This is a genomic window from Microcoleus sp. Pol8_D6, assembly GCF_036700965.1.
Classification (GTDB): Bacteria; Cyanobacteriota; Cyanobacteriia; order Cyanobacteriales; family Microcoleaceae; genus Microcoleus.
Genome location: NZ_JAUBPW010000021.1, coordinates 52,363 through 71,151, shown reverse-complemented (window position 1 = coordinate 71,151; position 18,789 = coordinate 52,363). Strand labels below are relative to the sequence as shown.

Annotated in this window: 13 protein-coding genes; 6 read left to right on the top strand and 7 right to left on the bottom strand. The window is 48.3% G+C overall.

The window, feature by feature from the left end:
• The first annotated feature begins 18 nt into the window (after positions 1-18).
• Positions 19-4,152: a DNA-directed RNA polymerase subunit beta'' gene (locus tag QUA10_RS11200; protein ID WP_333082830.1), complete on the top strand. Its 4,134-nt coding sequence runs from the start codon at positions 19-21 to the stop codon at positions 4,150-4,152.
• Positions 4,153-4,461: 309 nt separating this feature from the next.
• Here the strand turns inward: QUA10_RS11200 and QUA10_RS11195 are convergent, their stop codons facing one another.
• The gene (locus QUA10_RS11195) at positions 4,462-4,857 is read right to left on the bottom strand and encodes a response regulator (protein ID WP_333082831.1); all 396 of its coding nucleotides are present in this window, start codon (positions 4,855-4,857) and stop codon (positions 4,462-4,464) included.
• Between the two features lie 1,506 nt (positions 4,858-6,363).
• Between QUA10_RS11195 and QUA10_RS11190 the strand changes: the two genes are divergently transcribed.
• From QUA10_RS11190 to QUA10_RS11180, 3 genes are all read left to right on the top strand, one after another.
• Positions 6,364-8,916 carry a DNA topoisomerase (ATP-hydrolyzing) gene (locus tag QUA10_RS11190; RefSeq protein WP_333082832.1) on the top strand — a complete coding sequence of 851 codons (2,553 nt, stop codon included), beginning with the start codon at positions 6,364-6,366 and terminating at the stop codon, positions 8,914-8,916.
• A gap of 238 nt (positions 8,917-9,154) precedes the next feature.
• Positions 9,155-10,567, top strand: coding sequence for an ATP-binding cassette domain-containing protein (locus tag QUA10_RS11185; RefSeq protein WP_333082833.1), 1,413 nt, complete (start codon positions 9,155-9,157; stop codon positions 10,565-10,567).
• Positions 10,568-10,688: 121 nt separating this feature from the next.
• A complete protein-coding gene (locus QUA10_RS11180; RefSeq protein WP_172186457.1) occupies positions 10,689-10,841 on the top strand; it encodes a chlorophyll A-B binding protein in 153 nt (50 codons plus the stop codon).
• A 214-nt stretch (positions 10,842-11,055) separates the two neighbouring features.
• On the opposite strand, the gene rpoD is transcribed toward QUA10_RS11180, so the two are convergent.
• From rpoD to trxB, 5 genes are all read right to left on the bottom strand, one after another.
• The gene (gene rpoD / locus QUA10_RS11175) at positions 11,056-12,222 is read right to left on the bottom strand and encodes an RNA polymerase sigma factor RpoD (RefSeq protein WP_190660470.1); all 1,167 of its coding nucleotides are present in this window, start codon (positions 12,220-12,222) and stop codon (positions 11,056-11,058) included.
• Between the two features lie 685 nt (positions 12,223-12,907).
• A complete protein-coding gene (locus QUA10_RS11170; protein WP_242728775.1) occupies positions 12,908-13,072 on the bottom strand; it encodes a hypothetical protein in 165 nt (54 codons plus the stop codon).
• Between the two features lie 328 nt (positions 13,073-13,400).
• Complete coding sequence (locus QUA10_RS11165; protein ID WP_333082834.1) at positions 13,401-13,529, bottom strand: hypothetical protein; 129 nt, start codon at positions 13,527-13,529, stop codon at positions 13,401-13,403.
• Positions 13,530-14,068: 539 nt separating this feature from the next.
• The gene (locus tag QUA10_RS11160; RefSeq protein ID WP_333041561.1) at positions 14,069-14,956 is read right to left on the bottom strand and encodes an ABC transporter permease; all 888 of its coding nucleotides are present in this window, start codon (positions 14,954-14,956) and stop codon (positions 14,069-14,071) included.
• 177 nt (positions 14,957-15,133) lie between these two features.
• Positions 15,134-16,504 carry a thioredoxin-disulfide reductase gene (trxB, locus tag QUA10_RS11155; RefSeq protein WP_333082835.1) on the bottom strand — a complete coding sequence of 457 codons (1,371 nt, stop codon included), beginning with the start codon at positions 16,502-16,504 and terminating at the stop codon, positions 15,134-15,136.
• Positions 16,505-17,088: 584 nt separating this feature from the next.
• On the opposite strand from trxB, the gene QUA10_RS11150 reads away from it, so the two are divergent.
• Positions 17,089-18,105 carry a methyltransferase domain-containing protein gene (locus QUA10_RS11150; RefSeq protein ID WP_333086246.1) on the top strand — a complete coding sequence of 339 codons (1,017 nt, stop codon included), beginning with the start codon at positions 17,089-17,091 and terminating at the stop codon, positions 18,103-18,105.
• Positions 18,106-18,211: 106 nt separating this feature from the next.
• Here QUA10_RS11150 and QUA10_RS11145 read toward each other — a convergent pair whose 3' ends face one another.
• Positions 18,212-18,391: a hypothetical protein gene (locus QUA10_RS11145; protein ID WP_333082837.1), complete on the bottom strand. Its 180-nt coding sequence runs from the start codon at positions 18,389-18,391 to the stop codon at positions 18,212-18,214.
• Between the two features lie 150 nt (positions 18,392-18,541).
• Between QUA10_RS11145 and QUA10_RS11140 the strand changes: the two genes are divergently transcribed.
• Positions 18,542-18,781: a helix-turn-helix transcriptional regulator gene (locus tag QUA10_RS11140; protein WP_333041566.1), complete on the top strand. Its 240-nt coding sequence runs from the start codon at positions 18,542-18,544 to the stop codon at positions 18,779-18,781.
• Positions 18,782-18,789 lie beyond the last annotated feature (8 nt).

Genomic DNA, 18,789 nt, shown 5'->3' with positions numbered 1-18,789 from the left:
TTACCACTACTCAGAAAAATGACAGAAAATAAGGAAATTGTTTTTCGCAATCGAGTTGTTGACAAAGGTCAGCTCAAAAAATTAATCTCTTGGTCTTTCATGCACTACGGAACGGCCCGTACAGCGCAAATGGCCGATAAACTCAAAGACTTGGGTTTCCGCTTTGCGACACGAGCGGGAGTTTCGATTAGCGTAGACGATTTACAAGTGCCCCCGTCAAAACGATCGCTCCTCGATGCAGCCGAAGAAGAAATCCGCATCACCGAACAAAAATACACCAGAGGTGAAATCACCGAAGTCGAACGCTTCCAAAAAGTAATCGATACCTGGAACAGCACCTCAGAAGACCTTAAAGACGAAGTAGTCAAAAACTTCCGAGCCACAGACCCCCTAAACTCGGTCTACATGATGGCATTCTCCGGGGCGCGGGGAAACATTTCTCAAGTGCGGCAGCTAGTCGGAATGCGCGGATTGATGGCTGACCCCCAAGGCGAAATCATCGACTTGCCCATTAAAACCAACTTCCGCGAAGGACTCACCGTCACCGAATACATCATCTCTTCCTACGGCGCGCGCAAAGGCTTGGTAGATACAGCTTTGCGGACGGCAGACTCTGGCTATTTGACTCGCCGTTTGGTGGACGTGTCCCAAGACGTAATTGTGCGGGAAGTGGACTGCGGCACTCAGCGGGGAATTCGAGTACGGCCGATGACGGACGGAGCAACAGTGCTGATTCCCCTCAAGGACAGGCTGCTAGGGCGGGTGTTCGCCAAAGATGTGGTGCACCCCAAAACCGGGGAAATCGTGTCTTACGGCAGCGAAAAAGCCGTCCGAAATCAGCCAATTACCGAGGAGTTGGCGACGGAAATTGGTAACGCTGGGGTGGCAGAGGTGTATTTACGATCGCCCCTGACTTGTGAATCTACCCGATCAGTTTGTCAGCACTGCTACGGCTGGAGTCTCGCCCACTTGAAAATGGTGGACATGGGAGAAGCGATCGGGATTATTGCAGCTCAGTCGATCGGGGAACCGGGAACCCAGCTCACCATGCGTACCTTCCACACCGGCGGCGTATTCACCGGAGAAGTCGCGAAACAGGAACGCGCACCCTTCCCGGGCGTAGTGAAATTCAAGAACTTGCGTACTCGTTCCTTCCGCACCAGACACGGCGAAGAAGCACTGGTGGCAGAAAACAACGGCAAACTTGTATTTGAGGGCGACGGATTTGAAGAAGGGAAATCCGGCGCTAAAAATCAAAAACTGAAAATCGAATTGGCGATCGTCCAGGGTTCTACTCTGATGGTCAAAGACGGACAGCGCGCCATTCCCGGTCAAGTTTTGGCAGAAGTGCCGATCCTCGGTCGCGCCGCCCGCAAAACTACGGAAAAAGTGACTACAGACGTGGCTTCCGACTTAGCCGGAGAAGCCAAATTTGCTGATTTGGTGCCTGAAGAAAAAACCGACCGCCAAGGGAACACCACCCGCACAGCCAGCAAAGGCGGGCTGATTTGGATTCTCTCAGGAGAGGTCTACAACTTGCCCCCAGGCGCCGAACCGGCAGTGAAAAATGGCGATCGCATTCCGGCCGAAAGCGTGATTGCCGAAACTAAACTCGTCTCCGAACACGGTGGCGTAGTCCGCATCGCTGACCCCAGAGAAATCGAAATTATCACCGCCCAAGTCCTGCTCGACCAAGCAGTCGTGCGGGCTGAAAGTGCAGGCGGCCGCGACCACTACACGATCGAAACATCTTCTAAGCAGCGGTTTTCCCTGAAGACGGCTCCTGGGAGCAAAGTGATCAACGGGGAAGTCGTCGCCGAACTGCTCGACGACAGCTACCGCACAGCTACAGGGGGCATTGTCAAGTACGGCGGCGTGGAAGTCCACAAACGCGGCAAAGCTAAACTTGGCTACGAAGTGGTCAAAGGCGGCACTCTGCTCTGGATACCGGAAGAGTGCCATGAGGTCAATAAGGATATTTCTCTGCTGCTGGTAGAAGACGGCCAGTACGTTGAGGCCGGTACAGAAGTCGTTAAGGATATTTTCTGCCAAACCAGCGGGGCAGTGGAAATCACTCAGAAAAATGACATCCTCCGGGAAATTGTGATCAAACCGGGCACACTCCATGTAGTTGACCGCCCGCCGCTAACATTTGGGGAAGGTCAAATCGTCAACGCCGGTCAAGAAATTTTCCCTGGCTTGGTTGCCGAAGAGTTGGGCTATGCAGAGTATATCGAAACTCCCGAAGGCCCGGCTTTGCTGCTGCGGCCTGTGGTGGAGTTTCCGGTGCCTGACAAGCCACCTGTGCCTTCTCAAACGGCGCTCAATGAGTCCATCTCTTTGAAAGCGGTGCAGCGACTTCCTTATAAGGATGGAGAGCGCGTCAAATCTGTCGAGGGATTGGAACTGCTACGGACTCAGCTTATTTTGGAAATTGGTTCTGGAGCTCCGCAACTGGCGGCGGATATCGAGCTGCTGCCGGATGAGGATGATGCTATGGCTTTTGGGGCAGACGGTTCGGGCCCGGCTTGGGGATCGGCTGAAGACGGTACGGAGTCGCAAGAGTTGGCGATGGCTGTGGCTGATGGGGCCCCCCCAGCTTCCAAGACTTTCCGCTTGCAGTTAGTGATTTTGGAATCGCTGGTGATTCGGCGGGACGTGTCTGCCGATCCGACTCAAGGCAGCACCCACACCCGGCTGTTGGTCGAAGATGGGCAGTCGATCGCGCCTGGGGCAGTAGTCGCCCGCACAGAGATTCTCTGCAAAGAAGCGGGTATCGTTCGAGGCATCCGTGAGGGGCATGGCGAACCAGTGCGCCGACTGTTGGTGATGCGAGATGCGGATTCTATTTCGATCTCTGTGGCAGGTACGCCGGATGTGAGTCCGGGTCAACTGCTGGTGGCTGGTACTGAAATAGCTCCGGGGGTTGTTCTCGAAGAGTCCGGCCAAGTTGTGAAGGTTGTACCTGCGTCGGAGACAGAACCAGCGAAACTCTTGCTCAGAGTGGCGCGTCCTTACCGGGTTTCGGCCGGTGCGGTGCTGCACGTAGACGATGGCGACTTGGTGCAGCGGGGTGACAATTTGGTGATTCTGGTGTTTGAGCGCGCAAAGACTGGGGATATCATTCAAGGTTTGCCACGGATTGAGGAACTTCTTGAAGGGCGGAAGCCGAAGGAAGCTTGTATTTTAGCCAAGCGGCCGGGGACGGCTCGTGTGGTTACGGATGACGATGTTGTGGAACTGGCGGTGATTGAGGATGATGGCCGGATTGAGGAGTATCCTTTGTTGCCTGGTCAAAACCCGATCGTTTCCGACGGACAGCGGGTAGGCGTCGCCGAAGCTTTGACCGACGGGCCTGCTAACCCTCACGAAATTCTGGAGGTGTTCTTCCACGTGCTCAAGGAGCGGCAGTCTACTTTTGAGGCTGCTTTGGAGAGTTTCCAACAGGTGCAGACGTTTTTGGTGAATGAGGTGCAGTCGGTTTATCAGTCTCAGGGCGTGGATATTTCCGACAAGCACATCGAGGTGATTGTGCGCCAGATGACCAACAAAGTCAGGATGGAGGATGGGGGCGATACTACTATGCTCCCCGGTGAGTTGGTAGAATTGCGGCAGGTTGAGCAGGTGAATGAGGCGATGTCAATTACTGGTGGGGCGCCGGCGGATTATACTCCGGTGTTGCTGGGGATTACTAAGGCTTCGCTGAATACTGATAGCTTTATTTCTGCTGCTTCGTTCCAGGAGACTACGCGGGTGTTGACTGAGGCTGCGATCGAAGGTAAGTCTGACTGGCTGCGCGGGCTCAAGGAAAATGTGATTATCGGCCGTCTGATTCCTGCGGGTACTGGCTTCAATGCCTATGAGGATGCTGGGGTGCAGGATGCGGGTTTTGATGGTGCTGTGTTTGATGACGACATCCACGATTTGCAGGAGGATGTGGTGCTTGATGACCGTTCTGCGCGTCGCGCTTATACGATCGAGAGCGGTTTTGAGATCGGGCGCCCGTCTGATCTTGAGCCTGATGAGGATTTTGAAGAAGTTGAGGTTGATGAGGACGATTTTGTCGCTGAGACTGAGGATGATGCCTTGGGACCGGATGTTGACGATGATGATGATGATATCGGTTTTGACTTCGATGAGGATGAAGACTAATCATAGTTTTGAGATTGCATGAATGAGTGAACAGCGTTGCGCTCGCTGAGGATACTTTGGTTCCTCGCCGCAACGCACACTCCGATGTCACTCGTCATAAAAAGCTCAAATTTTTCCTCACAAATTACAAGTCCGAACTCATAGCATTGTGCTTTCTTGACATCGAAAGGAAGAAGGAAGAAGGAAGATTCAGAGTTTAAGCAAACTTTGTAATTCTAGAGTTTTAATTGTTTGTTGGTTCAAACAAACAATTCTTTCTTCCTTCTTCCTTTTTCCTTCTTCCTTCTTCCTTCTTCATGTATGGTTCACTCACTCAGGCAGCAAAGCCTTGATTTGATTAACAAACTCTTGATGGTCTACCACAGGTTTAGAGATGTAACCGTCGGCACCGCTTTGATCCAGAAATGTTTCTTTATCACCAGCCATCGCGTGAGCAGTCACCAAAATAATCGGCAGCGATGCCGTTTGCGGGTCAGCTTTGAGCAGTTGAGTAATCTTAATGCCGTCAACAGATTTGCCTTGGTAGACGCTGCGGGAAAGAGACACATCCATTAAAATCAAATCAGCTTCGCCGTTGGCCGCAATCTGCATCACCTCTTCAACATTTTCCGTGTGCTTCACGGCTAAGCCCCCCCGCTTAGTCAGAATTTTGGAAAAAACCCGAGCATTAACCAAATCGTCCTCTACAATCAGAACGGTTTTCATAAATAAATATGGGAAGTATAGAAACTTTGTGACTTTAGTCCAAAGAGGAACACGAGACGGGGACTACATTCCCCGTCAAAAATGCAGAGTTTTTAGCGCCATCAGCCGGGAACCCTGCAAAACCCGTATGTATATCCTTGAGCCACTAGCTGTGAGAGGGTTTACAGATGCCTAGAAGCATCCAGTACCATCATTTAGACTACTACACACAGACAGTTTAGTTGTTTTTTATAACTAGACCTGACACTGGTGAGAGTCTCAAGATTCTCAGGTAGCAGGTTTCTAGTACAATCCAGGACGCAGGGACGGCACCTCGCAACCCGGTTTTTGCTCCTTTCGGCCGGCTATAACGAACTATTGCTATGAAAAAACCGGGTTTCTGACTACCCGTGCGTCCTGGACTTATAATATCCCCTCTTTGGGTAAAGCCTCCGGCTTCTACCATTTTAGATTTTAGATTTTAGATTTTAGATTTTAGATTTTAGATTTTAGATGGGAACTGATTGACTGGATATCAGTTTGGATCACGGGCCTACAGTTGCATTATTTTTTGAACTGGGATTAGAGTCGGGAATGTGTGATAATTATTTTCCTTCTTCCTCATTAGAATCAAGCCATGTTTATTCACGTACTCCCGTCGCCACAGCATTCGGAGTAGCGAATCTAGCGGGGATTGGTGGGGATTGTTGGAGATTCTTAATTCTCTGTTTTAACCCCTCAAAACAGCTTAAAATATCGACGCTTCCGTTCATCAATGGGATGTCAGACTAGGAGAGATCGCCAGGAGAGCTTTTGACTGATAATTCATCAATATCGGCATTTTTGACACTCTCAGCGAGTCATGGCAACGCTCTATTGTTGAATAAGCCCAAAACTGGGGGTTCACTCATAGTCCAGTCGCCTCTACACGATCAGAACAAGTACCAGTACCAGAGGTATTCCAATGGGGCTTACTTTTCTTTTTTAATACTTTCGGAGTCCATCACGCTTGCCACAATACGGTAAGCTCGATCGTCTACCATTGCTGCTTGATCCACGCTACGACTGTACTGAGACGAGATCAATCTGGGGTTTCTCCTGAATAAACTATTTCTTCGTGTAGAAGGTTATTCCTAATTGCAATTAAATTCTATCATAGATTGACGGGGACTCAAGTCCCTCGTGATGCTTTCCTAGGAAGAGCTACAGCCTCACTACGTTCTGAGTTTCTGGCATTCCGTGTTCTCCTGTGAATCAACCTTCTCACGGCAGAAGGTAAATAGACAGGTAGGCGCAAATGAAGGCAACATAGAGGTTAGGGTAAGAGTGGAGAGTAAGAGGCAAGTTTTGCCCATCTTCGGGACTCTGATTCTGCTTTCACAAGTTAAGTTTATTTTTATTCTTCAACTGGGCGGTTGAATCGAACTTTCGGTTCGCCTGCTGCAAAGGCTTTTAAATCGAGACAGGGAACCTCGGCATTATTGACAGAGGCTGTTTTCACTCAGGAATTAACGGACACAAGGACTCATGGCTAAACAACTCAACCTACTTTCCGGGCAAGTAATTTCTACGCCTCTGCACGCCGAGATGCAGCAATCGTACCTCGAATATGCCATGAGTGTGATCGTCGGGCGAGCTTTGCCTGATGTCCGCGACGGTTTAAAACCAGTTCACCGTCGAATTTTATATGCGATGCACGAACTCGGTCTGACGCCAGACCGACCTTACCGTAAGTGCGCCCGGGTAGTTGGAGATGTTTTGGGAAAATATCACCCCCACGGCGACCAATCGGTTTACGACGCTCTGGTACGCATGGTTCAGGAGTTTTCAAGCCGCTATCCTTTACTGGCGGGTCACGGCAATTTCGGTTCGGTGGACAATGATCCGGCGGCTGCTATGCGCTATACGGAAACGAGGCTAGCACCGATCGCCCACGAAGCTATGCTAACCCAAGTCGGCGAGGCAACTGTTGATTTTACTGGTAACTTTGACAATTCGCAGCAGGAACCGACGGCACTGCCTGCTCAGTTGCCGTTTCTGTTACTCAACGGCTGTACGGGCATTGCTGTGGGGATGGCAACTAATATCCCGCCGCACAATTTGGGGGAGGTGGTAGACGGTTTAATTGCTTTGATTGAAAACCCGGAACTATCCGACGAGAAGTTGATAGAACTGATTCCGGGCCCGGATTTTCCAACGGGAGGGGAAATCGTCGCTACAGAGGGCATTGTTGACGCCTACACTAAGGGTCGAGGCAGCATTGCGGTCAGGGGTGTGGCCGGGGTGGAAGAAGTGCCAGGTAATCGCAAGGTGCGTACTAAAACGGCGATCGTGGTGACGGAGTTTCCGTTTCAGGTAAATAAGGCGGCTTGGATTGAAAAGGTGGCGGAGTTGGTCAATGCTGGCCGCCTCGACGGTATTTCTGATTTGCGTGACGAGAGCGATCGCGAAGGGATTCGAGTGGTGATTGAACTCAAGCGGGAATTTACCCCAGAAGCGGTTCTCGCTCGCCTTTACCAACAAACTGACCTGCAAACAAATTTTGGGGCGATTTTGCTGGCAATTGTCAACGGTCAACCGCGACAGTTGACCCTGAGACAATTGTTACAGGAATTTCTGGATTTCCGGGAAGTGACTCTTACCCGCCGCTACAATTACGAGTTGCAAGCTGCTGAACGTCGCTGTCATATTGTCCAAGGCTTAATGTTGGCTTTGACAAATCTCGATACCGCGATCGACATTCTCAGAAATTCTCCTGACGGCTCTACTGCTAAGCAAACTTTGCAAGTTCGCCTCAATTTGAGCGAAAGTCAAGCTGATGCGATTTTGGCGATGCCTATGCGGAGGCTGACTGGTTTGGAAAGGCAAAATTTGCAGTCTGAGTTTGATGAGTTGATGGCGAATATTCAAGAATTGCAGCGGTTGTTGAGCGACAGGCGCGAACTTTTGAAGGCTTTAAAGAAGGAATTTCGCTCGCTAAAACGCAAGTACGCTGACCCCCGCCGCACTAAATTCGCCAATGGAACCGGACGCGCAGCAAACGCCGAACCACAATTTTCGGGTAAGAAAAATTCTGCGGTGAAGCAGTTGTCGCCTGCAACGATTCAGCCTAACTTATTGCCCGTTGTAGAGGCAGAGGAAACTATTGTTGAATTTTCGCACAAGCAGTACGTGCGACGCTTGCCGACTGGGGAAAAGCCACGCTCGAAAAGTCGCGAAAAATCGGTTTCAGCTTTAGAAAAAAATGAAGATTTTATTGTGACGGCAAATCTGACGAAAACAGATCGCACTTTGGTCGTCTTAACTCCTAACGGCAAAGCTTACCCGCTGAAAGTGGCCGATATTCCTAGTAGTAGCGCCAAAGACCGGGGAACGCCGATCGTTAGTTTGTTGTCGCCGAGTGCTACTAAAGATAGTGCCGGTCGCGCTTTGTCGGAAATCACAGTTGCACACTTTATTTTGCCGGAAAATTCGGAGGCGGCAGATTTAGTAACTCTGACTCAGCAAGGGAAAATTAAGCGCTTGCCGATGCAGGAATTTGCTGATTTGACTAATCGTGGCGTTACTGTTGTTAAACTCAAGGAGGACGATCGGCTGCGCTGTGCGAGTCTGGCTAAAGTCGGCGAGCAAGTGGCGATCGCAACTTCAGGAGGCCGAGTCCTCCGGTTTGAGATTGATGATGAACAACTGCCGCCAATGGGCCGCGCGGCCCAGGGATCTCAAGTAACCAGGTTGCGGAAGCAGGAAGAGTTGGTGGGTTGCATCACTCTGGACGCGAACGACAGTCTGGTGCTATTTTCCGAGTTGGGTTGGGCAAAACGAATGCCCGCAGGTTCTGTCAGACTTACTAACCGGGGCGAAATTGGCACTCAAGCTTTTCGTTTCTCAGAGCCGAAAGATGCTTTAGTTGGCTTGCTGCAGGCTGTTCCGGGTACGGATGTTAAACTTTTTACTAATTCTGGCCGCCTGCTGCGATCGGCTATTGATGCTATAGCTTTTTGGGGGAAAGATGCGGCGGGCGATCGAGTTTTTGACCTCAATCCGGGTGAAAGAATCATCAAAGTTATCAGCAGTCAATAGTCATTAGTCATGGGCATGGGGCATGGGGCATTGGGCATGGGGCATTGGGCATGGGGCATTGGGGAATTAATCTGACTTTTTCCATCTGACTTCTGACTTCAACATCCCTCCGTTAAATCATTTAAATCCTTTACACTGCTCGTTACCGAACTTCCTCCTTCCTTGAATATCTCAATTACCAATGCCCAATGCCCCATGCCCAATCTAAAATCTAAAATCTAAAATCTAAAATTGTTTAATGGCGCAAGTTGTATTAGAAAATATTTACAAAAGTTTTCCGCTCCGCCAAGGAGAACAGGAAAAAGAAGCAAACACCGTCGCAGAAAGTGTCTCGCCTCTAGCCGATTGCCCTTCGTCTAACAGCGTTTTGCGGCGCATTAACCTGACGGTCGAAGACGGGGAATTCATGGTGCTGGTGGGGCCTTCTGGCTGCGGAAAAAGCACTTTGCTGCGATCGATCGCTGGTTTGGAAGTTTTGACGGCCGGTAATATTTGGGTTGGCGATCGGCTGGTTAACGATTTGCCTCCTAAAGACCGAGATATCGCTATGGTATTTCAAAATTATGCTCTCTATCCTCACTTAACAGTTTACGATAATCTCGCCTTTGGATTGCGCCGCTCGGAAAGGGAGAAAGAAGAAGGAAGAAGAAAGAAGGAAGAAGGAAGAGGGAAGAAAGAAGAAGGAAGGGGGAAGATACAAGGAGAAGAAGGACGCCTCCAGAAGATAGAAAAAATTAGGAATAAGGTAGAAGAGGTTATTAATGATTTAGCTTCTAATTATTTTAAAAATCCTCTAAGTTATCCTTTGTTTGAGGACTTTTTAGGAGGAGCGACTCGCAAGTTGCCTCCGGGTTTGCGCTATTTGTCGGAACGGGAAAAGGCGGTAGGAAAACGAGTGCGAGAGGTAGCTGAATTATTGCAAATAGAATCTCTTTTAAATCGCTTGCCAAAACAACTTTCGGGAGGGCAAAAGCAGCGGGTAGCTTTGGGTAGGGCTATGGCTAGAAATCCTGAAGTGTTTTTGATGGACGAACCGCTATCGAATCTTGATGCGAAATTGAGGGCGGAAACTCGATCGCAAATTGTGCAGTTGCAGCGACAGTTGGGAACTACAACTATTTATGTGACTCACGACCAAACTGAGGCCATGACTATGGGCGATCGGATTGCTATTATGAAGGTCGGCCAGATTCAACAAGTAGCTCGACCTCTAGAGCTTTACAACAAGCCGGCTAATTTGTTTGTTGCTGAGTTTATCGGTTCTCCGCCGATGAATTTTTTGGCGGTGGAATTTAGTGCTCCGCTGTTGATTTCTCACCCGCAATTTCGCTTTACTTTACCCGATATTTGGGCAAAAAGTCTACAACAATATGACGGGCGAGGGCTAATTTTGGGCATTCGGCCGGAACATCTGAGCATTAACCCTCCGGCTACCAAAAATCTTTCGGTACAAGTGGAAATTGTAGAGGCTTTGGGACACGAAACTTATTTGGGGGTTTGTTTGACGGATGCTCCGGCGGTGCGGATGCAAGTGCGGGTTCCGCCTGAGCGATCGATCCGAGTTGGCGAGGAGCTTTGGCTGGCAATCGCCCATGACAAAATTCACTTGTTCGACCCTGATACCGAGTTGGCTATTTTTCCTGTTAGGTAAAATCATCAAGGTCGATCGACGTTGATGACCGATATCACTAATCACAAGCTTGTATTTTGATCAAGGAATGTTATATTTATTCACATAAGCCTTAAACAAGTTAACGAAAGGAGTTCGCACTATGCAAGAACAAAAACGCAACGCTTGGAACTGGGGCTTCAGCGAAGGAGCCGAAAATTGGAACGGTCGTTTGGCGATGATTGGTTTCTCTGCCGCTGTCATCATCGAATTGGTTTCCGGTCAAGGCCTGCTTCACTTTTGGGGTCTGATGTAATTTTCTAGTTAAGAATTTTGTGACAATGCAAAGCTTGGGAGTTCCGTAACGGACTCCCAAAATTTTTGCAACCCGATTTCGGCAGCAAATAGCCACTTGCTCTGGGTTATTAGCAGCACAAAATTTAACCGCTATAACTCAAACCGGGGCGGGGGGTCTCCCCCCCAAAAAAAAGAGTGCGAATCACTCTTTTGGGTGATGCTAGCAAATTACTCTAGCGGATATATTCTTTTAAGATGCTGTTGCGGTTAGGATGGCGCAACTTCCGCAGGGCTTTAGCCTCGATTTGGCGAATTCGCTCACGAGTGACGTTAAAGATTTGACCAATTTCCTCCAAGGTCTTCATCCGTCCGTCATCTAAGCCGTAACGCAGCCGCAGTACATCCCGTTCTCGGGGGCTGAGAGTATCCAAAACGCTTTCCAAGTCTTCCCTGAGCAAGTTTTTCGAGACTTGATCTTCTGGCGTTTCCCCGTCAGATTCAATAAAGTCTCCCAGACGTGAGTCTTCCTCTTTACCGATCGGAGTTTCTAGAGAGATAGGCAACTGTGCGGACTTAGCAATGAACCGCAACTTCTCGATCGTCATCTCCATGCGGGTAGCAATTTCTTCTTCCGTCGGCTTGCGACCCATTTCCTGAGACAGGAGTTTGGTAGTTTTCTTGATCCGCGAAATGGTTTCGTAAAGGTGAACCGGCAGGCGGATAGTGCGCGATTGATCGGCGATTGCCCTGGTGATGGCTTGACGTATCCACCAAGTTGCGTAGGTAGAAAACTTGTAGCCTTTTTCGTGATCGAATTTTTCAGCGGCACGGATCAGACCCAAAGAGCCTTCCTGAATCAAATCTTGGAAAGACAAACCGCGATTCATATATTTTTTGGCGATCGACACCACCAAACGCAGGTTTGATTGCACCATTTTTTCCTTTGCCCGACGGCCGACGTGGAGTCGGTGACGGAATGCAGGAAGTGCCATATCTACAGCATTTGCCCATTCGCTGTCTTTGGGTTCGCGGTTATACTCTTCGAGCAGTTGTTCTCGAACTCGCTCTAATTCCAGCAAATCTGCAATCTTGCGCGCTAGTTCAATCTCTTCGTCAGCTCGCAGCAGCCGAATCCGACCGATTTCTTGCAGGTAAAGACGAATAGAGTCTTCAGTATAATGCTTTTTCTTTGCCTGTGCCCGACGGCGGGCTTTGGCGCCTTTGCCAGATTTAGGGTCTTCCTCAGATTGAGAGTCTAAGAATTCTTCTCGATCGTCTTCTTCGTCGATAAAGAGTTCTAACTCGCTCTCAGGTAGAACGCTTTCGGCGCTGCGAAGCAACTCGATTGTTTCCATTTCCGGTGTAATTGTGGTTTCGAGTACGGTGTTAGCTGGGATCATGCCGTCTTCCTCATGCTCCTGAATTAAAGAATAAATAACAGTGGAATAGTGTCTGTTTGTAGTTTAGACAAGTTAGCCAGTATTGACATTCCCGCAGGAAAAAATAGTGGGATTTTTGGTCTGCTAGCTGAATTTGTTACCGAAACTGCACCTGTTTTATGAGTTACGGTTCGAGTTCTGGTTTGAAGCAGTCAGCGCATTCAATCGATCGCAGATTTTAACATCCCGACCTTGAATTGAGCTTGAGGCTTTTTCTTTCGGAGCGAGCTACCACATCATCTGCGATACCTGCCCCAGAGAAGCAAACCATGAAGTACGATCGATCGCACTTCCAAAAATACTGGCTTTTTTACTCGGTACTTCGAGCTTTTACCCGTACAAGTTTTCCTGCACGGAACCGTCTAACTTTTGTATTCGAGGTGTCGAACTTTTGATTTGCCTTGCTTTCACTCTGGTTGTCAGACATGACAGTTGGACGGGAAATTTTCGCCACCTTGGATGTCCGTCTGCTGCCTCAAATGCAACAGCAGAGGGTTGAAGCACCAAACGGGGAGAATTGGATCTTGCAAAGACCTTTCCGATTGTAGCCTTTCTCACAAAAAATGGAAGTTGTTTTCCATTGTTGGTCAAGAACTAGGAAACTCTGTCAGCTTAGCTTGACAATACTAACTCATGTCCGGCTCTGCTAAATCCTGAGAACGGCCCGCAAAAACTTTGGCACGATCAAACGGCGCTGTTTTCTGCGTATATCTGGGTGAACGGCTGCGGCGTAGTTGGCCAGACAGTTAGCAGACAATTTTTGAGTTGCCCAAATTGGAACCAATACAATCCGTGTAGATACACCCATCATTACCCTGTTTCCCTGAATTGAATCATACGCAATCTGCGATTGAATAAAGCTCGTAGCTTTAGTTTTAAGTCGGTAACTCTGGATTAGAGACCGACTCTGACCCCCAATGAAGCGTTGCGGGTTGAGTAATGCAACAGGGGCTTTCATTGTTAAGTTAGCTCAAATCTCAGAAATTGGGTTTAATTTTCACGTTAAATCACATTAAGTTCTTAACGTCACATTCTTATTTAAGCAGTTCGACACGAGTTTGTCGCGTCAATGGCAAAAACCACCAGGATAAATTCTACTGAGAGTTAACCCGCCGCGCAACTCTCGGCTGCGGATTTCTCTAATTTTTTTTGGCTTTCGGTTCGCACTTGCGCGATCGCACGTTCTCACAAACAACACAATTCGCCATCTCTCGGAAGTATAACTTCACGATTCCTTTAAATATATCGTGACCGTGTGAAGATTCCATAAAGCCTCTCAATCAATTTTAGGTAGCATTCCCGAATTGTCTTGATAATTTCAAGCAGACGCAAAAAAATTCCCAGCGGATGTTGATGCAACTGCCTGCAGATGATAAATCCGCCAAGGAATAAAAATTTACCCAGTTAGCGATGTGCTTGCTATGGTTAGAGAAAGCCTAAACTCCAGGATACTTAAAGCAATCGAACGGTAGGACGCTAGTGCTATGCTCAAAATTTTGTTATTATTTACAGCGTGTCATCAGAAAGCACAGAGCCGTGCTTTATCCTCTAGTCGGCTTTAAATTATGTGGCTTGACCTTTAGAAAATGAAGCTATCAAGAAAAAATTCAGATCCGTGTTTCTATTGACAACCCAATGAAGGTTTACTAGAAATAATTCACCTTCTTGAGAGAAAGATTTAGTAATTAATCGGGCCGAGATTACCATCTCTTTATAGCGCCTGTTCTAGTCAGGACTTCAGTTTTTTTTATATTTGTGAATAAGCACTAAAGTCCTGACTGCGAACTTAATGTAACCGCGAGACAGATTACTGCTGATTCCGCAGGCGAGGGTTAACAAACTCGTTTAATCCTTCCCCCACCAAAGACAGTCCCACCACCATTAAAGTCATCGCCAAACCGGGAAACAAAGCCGTCCACCAAATGCCAGTAGGTAGCGCATCTAAAGCTAAACGCAAGTCGTGTCCCCATTCGGGAGTTGCTTCGGGAAGTCCTAATCCGAGAAATCCCAAACCTCCTAATGTTAAAATTGCATCGGCAGCGTTGAGCGCAAACAGCACCGGTACGCTCTGAATCACATTTAGAAACAGGTAGCGCGAAAGCACTGTCCAAGTGTCAGCACCCATTGCTCGCGCGGCTTCGACAAACAATTCGGTTTTGACGCTGACGGTGTGATTCCTGACGACGCGGTAGTATTGAGGGATGTAGGAAATGCTCAGGGCGATCGCAGCATTCAAAACTCCTTTTCCCACTACAAACGCTAGCGTCAAAGAAAGTAGCAGCCCCGGCAAAGTATAAATTGTATCCATTAAAAATAACAACACTCGATCGAGCTTACCGCCCAAATAACCGCTAACCAAACCCAGCGGCACACCGATAAACAAACTCAAAGCAGTGGCTAAAATTACCACTTGCCAAGCCGCCCGAGAAGCAAACAGCGTGCGGGAAAACACATCGTAGCCGCTGCGGCTAGTACCAAACCAATAATTCGCCGACGGCGGTTCGTGGATGGGGTTAATCAAAGCCTCGGTAGGATTTTGCAGCCATCCCCAAGCTTGCATAGCTGGAGACAAGGTGGCTACCAATATAAACACGGCAGTTATTGTCAAACCTGCCCACATCATTTTCATTGACAGGCTTGACGGTGAGGCTATGTTGTTGAGAAATCGCGGCAGTCGGAGGCGGCTTTGAGCCATAATTGATAATTCGTGCGTCAGATTTGTTTTCATCAGCATATCAATATTTACCGAAAACCATAAGAAGACTTTTGAACCGCGAATAAACACAGATAAACGCAGATGTAATCTTATCTGCGTTTATCTGTGTTCATCCGCAGATATCTGCGGTTAAAAAGTCTTCGCTAATTTGCCTTTCTACAAATTACTGGCAATTAACTCGCGGTACTGGCTTTTCGGCTTAACTCCCTTGAGCTCAGCCACCAAATCTTTGTCTTTGAAATACTGAATCGTCGGCGTACCAATCACGCCAGCATTTTCAGCAATTTCTGGATCTTCTTCGATGTCAATTTCCACGTAGTGGATTTTGCCCTCGAACTCATCTACTACTTTGCTCAAAATCGGCTTGAGGCTGTGGCAAGGCCCGCAACTCGGAGAAGCATATTTGACCACAATCAGTCGATCGCTATCGTGGAACAACTTCCGCAAAGCATAACCTCCTTCGTGGCGCGTGTCTTGGATATCAAAGTTCGCGCTGGTTTTGCGTACTTTTTGAGCTTCCGGCGCTGCGACGGGTTGCTCGGATTCCTCGGTTTGGCGGAATTCCTGAGCTAAACCATTGGACGACAGCCACCTTTCTGCCAGCATCGCCCCCATACAACCGCTACCGGCGGCGGTGATGGCTTGGCGAAACTCGTGGTCTTGTACGTCGCCGACGGCGTAAACTCCCTCGACGCTGGTTTCTACCGAACCGTGTTTGGTAACGATATAGCCTACTTCGTCGAGTTCTAGCTGACCTTGGAATAGTTGAGTGTTGGGAGTGTGACCGATCGCGTAAAACAATCCTTTCACCAGCAAATCGCTTTCGGCACCGGTCTCGATATTTCTAATTCTCACCCCGTCCATTTTGCCGCCCGGTTCGCCCAAAATATCCACTGCTTCGGTGTTCCAGTGCACGGTAATTTTAGGGTTGCTCAGCACTCGGTCTTGCATGGCTTTGCTGGCGCGCATTTGATCCCGCCGCACCAGCATATGTACGTGAGAGCCGTATTTTGTTAAATAAATAGATTCTTCCGCTGCTGTATCGCCCGCGCCGATTACAGCTAAGTCTACTCCTTTGAAAATTGGGGTAGCGCCGTCGCAAATCGCACAGGCCGAAATCCCGTGACTCCAAAATACGTGTTCGCTAGGCAGCCCCAGCCTTTTCGCCGTCGCGCCTGTAGCTATTACTATCGTGTGGGTTTTGATTTCTCTGTCTTCCGATCGCACTGTAAACGGACGCTGGCTCAAATCCACCGAAATTACATCTTCTGTGTATAATTCTGCACCCCAGCGCACTGCTTGAGCTTTCATCCGATCCATGAGTTCCGGCCCGGTGATGCCTTCGGGGAAACCGGGGAAGTTTTCTACTTCTGTGGTGGTCATCAGTTGACCGCCGGGGACGCCTCCGGCTTGGTAGCCTTCAAAGACTACGGGTTTCAGGTTTGCCCTCCCGGCGTAGATGGCTGCTGTATAGCCTGCGGGCCCTGAGCCGATAACTACTAGGTTTTCTACGGTTTCGTTGGTCATAGCTATTTACTTAAACTCATAACGACTTCGTTTTACTAATTCTAGCAGAGTTCGATCGAGTTTGGTGGGATGCCATTGGGTGATCGAGCATCTGTATCTATTTTTGAGGGTCGATCGGTCTTCGGGGCAATTCCAGCTTGTTTTATAAGCAAAAACAATCTAAAAGTCGATTTAGTTTTAAATGTTCGATCTATTTTGACCCCTCAAATCTTAATAAAATCTAAAGACGACTCAAATTATTGACTTCATTCTCAATTATTTTACCTATTTACTTGCTTTGAGGCTTGTGGTAGGATTTTCATAATCCAGGGGCATTATGACTAATTTAAATTTTTGACGCTGAAAGCTTTTAAAACCGTAAAATTAACGAGCTCTGCAAATGTAATAAGTACAATTGTTTATGCAAAATCCGCATTTTAGGGTTTAAGAATTGTAACGGAGATTTTGCTGAGTTTGACAAAATACAGTATTTGTGGTATGCAAGGTGCGATCGGGGGGAAATTTGATCGAGCTTTTTAACCGCAGATGTGGGCGGATGAACGCGGATGAACGCGGATAAAATAGCATTTTGTACTTGTGTCTGAATGGATAAAATTAAGATATTGTTTGTGTGCAGCCGGAATAAGTGGAGAAGTTTGACTGCCGAGAAGATATGGGAGAATGCTAGCGGCTACAGCGTGCGATCGGCTGGAACAGAAAAAGGTGCAAGAATTAGAGTAACTGAGGGTCTTGTCGGTTGGGCAGATGTGATATTTGTGATGGAGAAGAAGCATGGCGATCGACTTCGCAGCAAATTTCCCGAAAGTCTCGAAGGCAAGGAAGTTATTTGCCTGCAAATCCCGGACAATTACGAATATATGGAACCGGAGTTAGTCGAGCTTTTGCAGGCGAAACTGAACCCCTATATGAAAATGCCAGATAACGAGATAAATTTTATGCAGCGAGTTTTGGAACCGGAAGTGATGGATTCCTTGGAAGAGGCGATCGAATACGATTCGATGGACTTTGCTGAGGTTAATGCTGCTTTTGCTCAGAGTGCTGCGGCGTTGGGGCCGGTTTTTGGAAACGTTTTGGATGCGGGGACGGGTACGGCGAGAATTCCGATCGCCCTTTGTCAACTCCGGCCAGCATGGAAATTGACTTGCATTGATTTGTCGGCAAATATGCTGAAAGTTGGGGCGGACAATGTGGAAAAGGCGGGCGCGCGATCGCAAATTAGTCTCGAATTAATCGATGCTAAGGCAATGCCTTACCCTGACAATTATTTTGACATGGTGATTTCCAACAGCATTATCCACCATTTGCCCGATCCGCTGCCGTTTTTGCAGGAAGTCAAGCGGGTGTTGAAGCCGCAGGGAGCAATTTTTTTGCGGGATTTGCTGCGGCCGGAAAAAGCGGAAATCAGGGATAATTTAGTCAATCTGTATGCGGGAGATTGCAACGCGCATCAGAAACAGTTATTCAGCGATTCGTTGCAAGCAGCATTTACGCTGGATGAAGTTGAAGAGATGATCCAAAATGCCGGGTTGGATGGGTTGAGGATTTATGAATCTTCAGACAGACACTGGACGGTAGAACGTGCTTGGTGCGAGTCTTTGTAGACTGGGGACGATCGTCCGATAACAGTTCCAATGAGAATAGAAGCGATCGCGTCTTTCCAGCTATGCGCCTTAGCGTTGCGCGATCGCTTCTATTCTCCAAACTACTCTACGAGCGATCGCCGGGATCGAACACGACTATTAGGCGAGCCTCCGGCAGTAACTGTCGCAAAATGCTGATGTGACCGTCTGCATCCGACCAACTGCGAAACCGACCCACAAGGCTTCTTTGTAAATTGAGAAGCAGGCGAACAATAATCCAGGAATTCAGACGCTGTTTGTAAGGCATAATCGATTCATGCTCCTTTCCAAAGGGGTTTTAGAGTCAGTCCTTGTACTTTCCACGGTTCTGGGCTGGCTATTAAACATATTGTCTAATCAATTTATTGTTTAGTCAAGATGCTTAAGCATCTTATAGAAAAAATGTGCGATCAAAGTTATGCCGAAAAAGCCCGTTCCGCGACCAGAAGATGAAGAGTCGCATTTGAAGAAGCTCAGGGAAGAACTGGAGATGAGTCAGGAAGATTTGGCGCGAGAGCTTGGCGTTTCGTCGCAAACCATCAGCCGTTGGGAGTTGGGAAAGAACGTACCCACGTTCACCGTCAAGCAGATGAAAGCTTTGGAGAAATTGCTGTCTAGCATCGGCAGGTCGATCGGCGATTTGCCAGATAATCTGTAATGGAAACG

What these genes read in the sequence shown, in the direction of transcription:
- QUA10_RS11200 (WP_333082830.1), top strand. Translation starts at nt 19, where the DNA reads ATGACAGAAAATAAGGAAATTGTTTTTCGCAATCGAGTTGTTGACAAA.
- QUA10_RS11195 (WP_333082831.1), bottom strand. Translation starts at nt 4,857, where the DNA reads ATGAAAACCGTTCTGATTGTAGAGGACGATTTGGTTAATGCTCGGGTT.
- QUA10_RS11190 (WP_333082832.1), top strand. Translation starts at nt 6,364, where the DNA reads ATGGCTAAACAACTCAACCTACTTTCCGGGCAAGTAATTTCTACGCCT.
- QUA10_RS11185 (WP_333082833.1), top strand. Translation starts at nt 9,155, where the DNA reads ATGGCGCAAGTTGTATTAGAAAATATTTACAAAAGTTTTCCGCTCCGC.
- QUA10_RS11180 (WP_172186457.1), top strand. Translation starts at nt 10,689, where the DNA reads ATGCAAGAACAAAAACGCAACGCTTGGAACTGGGGCTTCAGCGAAGGA.
- rpoD (WP_190660470.1), bottom strand. Translation starts at nt 12,222, where the DNA reads ATGATCCCAGCTAACACCGTACTCGAAACCACAATTACACCGGAAATG.
- QUA10_RS11170 (WP_242728775.1), bottom strand. Translation starts at nt 13,072, where the DNA reads ATGATGGGTGTATCTACACGGATTGTATTGGTTCCAATTTGGGCAACT.
- QUA10_RS11165 (WP_333082834.1), bottom strand. Translation starts at nt 13,529, where the DNA reads ATGGAATCTTCACACGGTCACGATATATTTAAAGGAATCGTGAAGTTA.
- QUA10_RS11160 (WP_333041561.1), bottom strand. Translation starts at nt 14,956, where the DNA reads ATGGCTCAAAGCCGCCTCCGACTGCCGCGATTTCTCAACAACATAGCC.
- trxB (WP_333082835.1), bottom strand. Translation starts at nt 16,504, where the DNA reads ATGACCAACGAAACCGTAGAAAACCTAGTAGTTATCGGCTCAGGGCCC.
- QUA10_RS11150 (WP_333086246.1), top strand. Translation starts at nt 17,089, where the DNA reads ATGGATAAAATTAAGATATTGTTTGTGTGCAGCCGGAATAAGTGGAGA.
- QUA10_RS11145 (WP_333082837.1), bottom strand. Translation starts at nt 18,391, where the DNA reads ATGCCTTACAAACAGCGTCTGAATTCCTGGATTATTGTTCGCCTGCTT.
- QUA10_RS11140 (WP_333041566.1), top strand. Translation starts at nt 18,542, where the DNA reads ATGCCGAAAAAGCCCGTTCCGCGACCAGAAGATGAAGAGTCGCATTTG.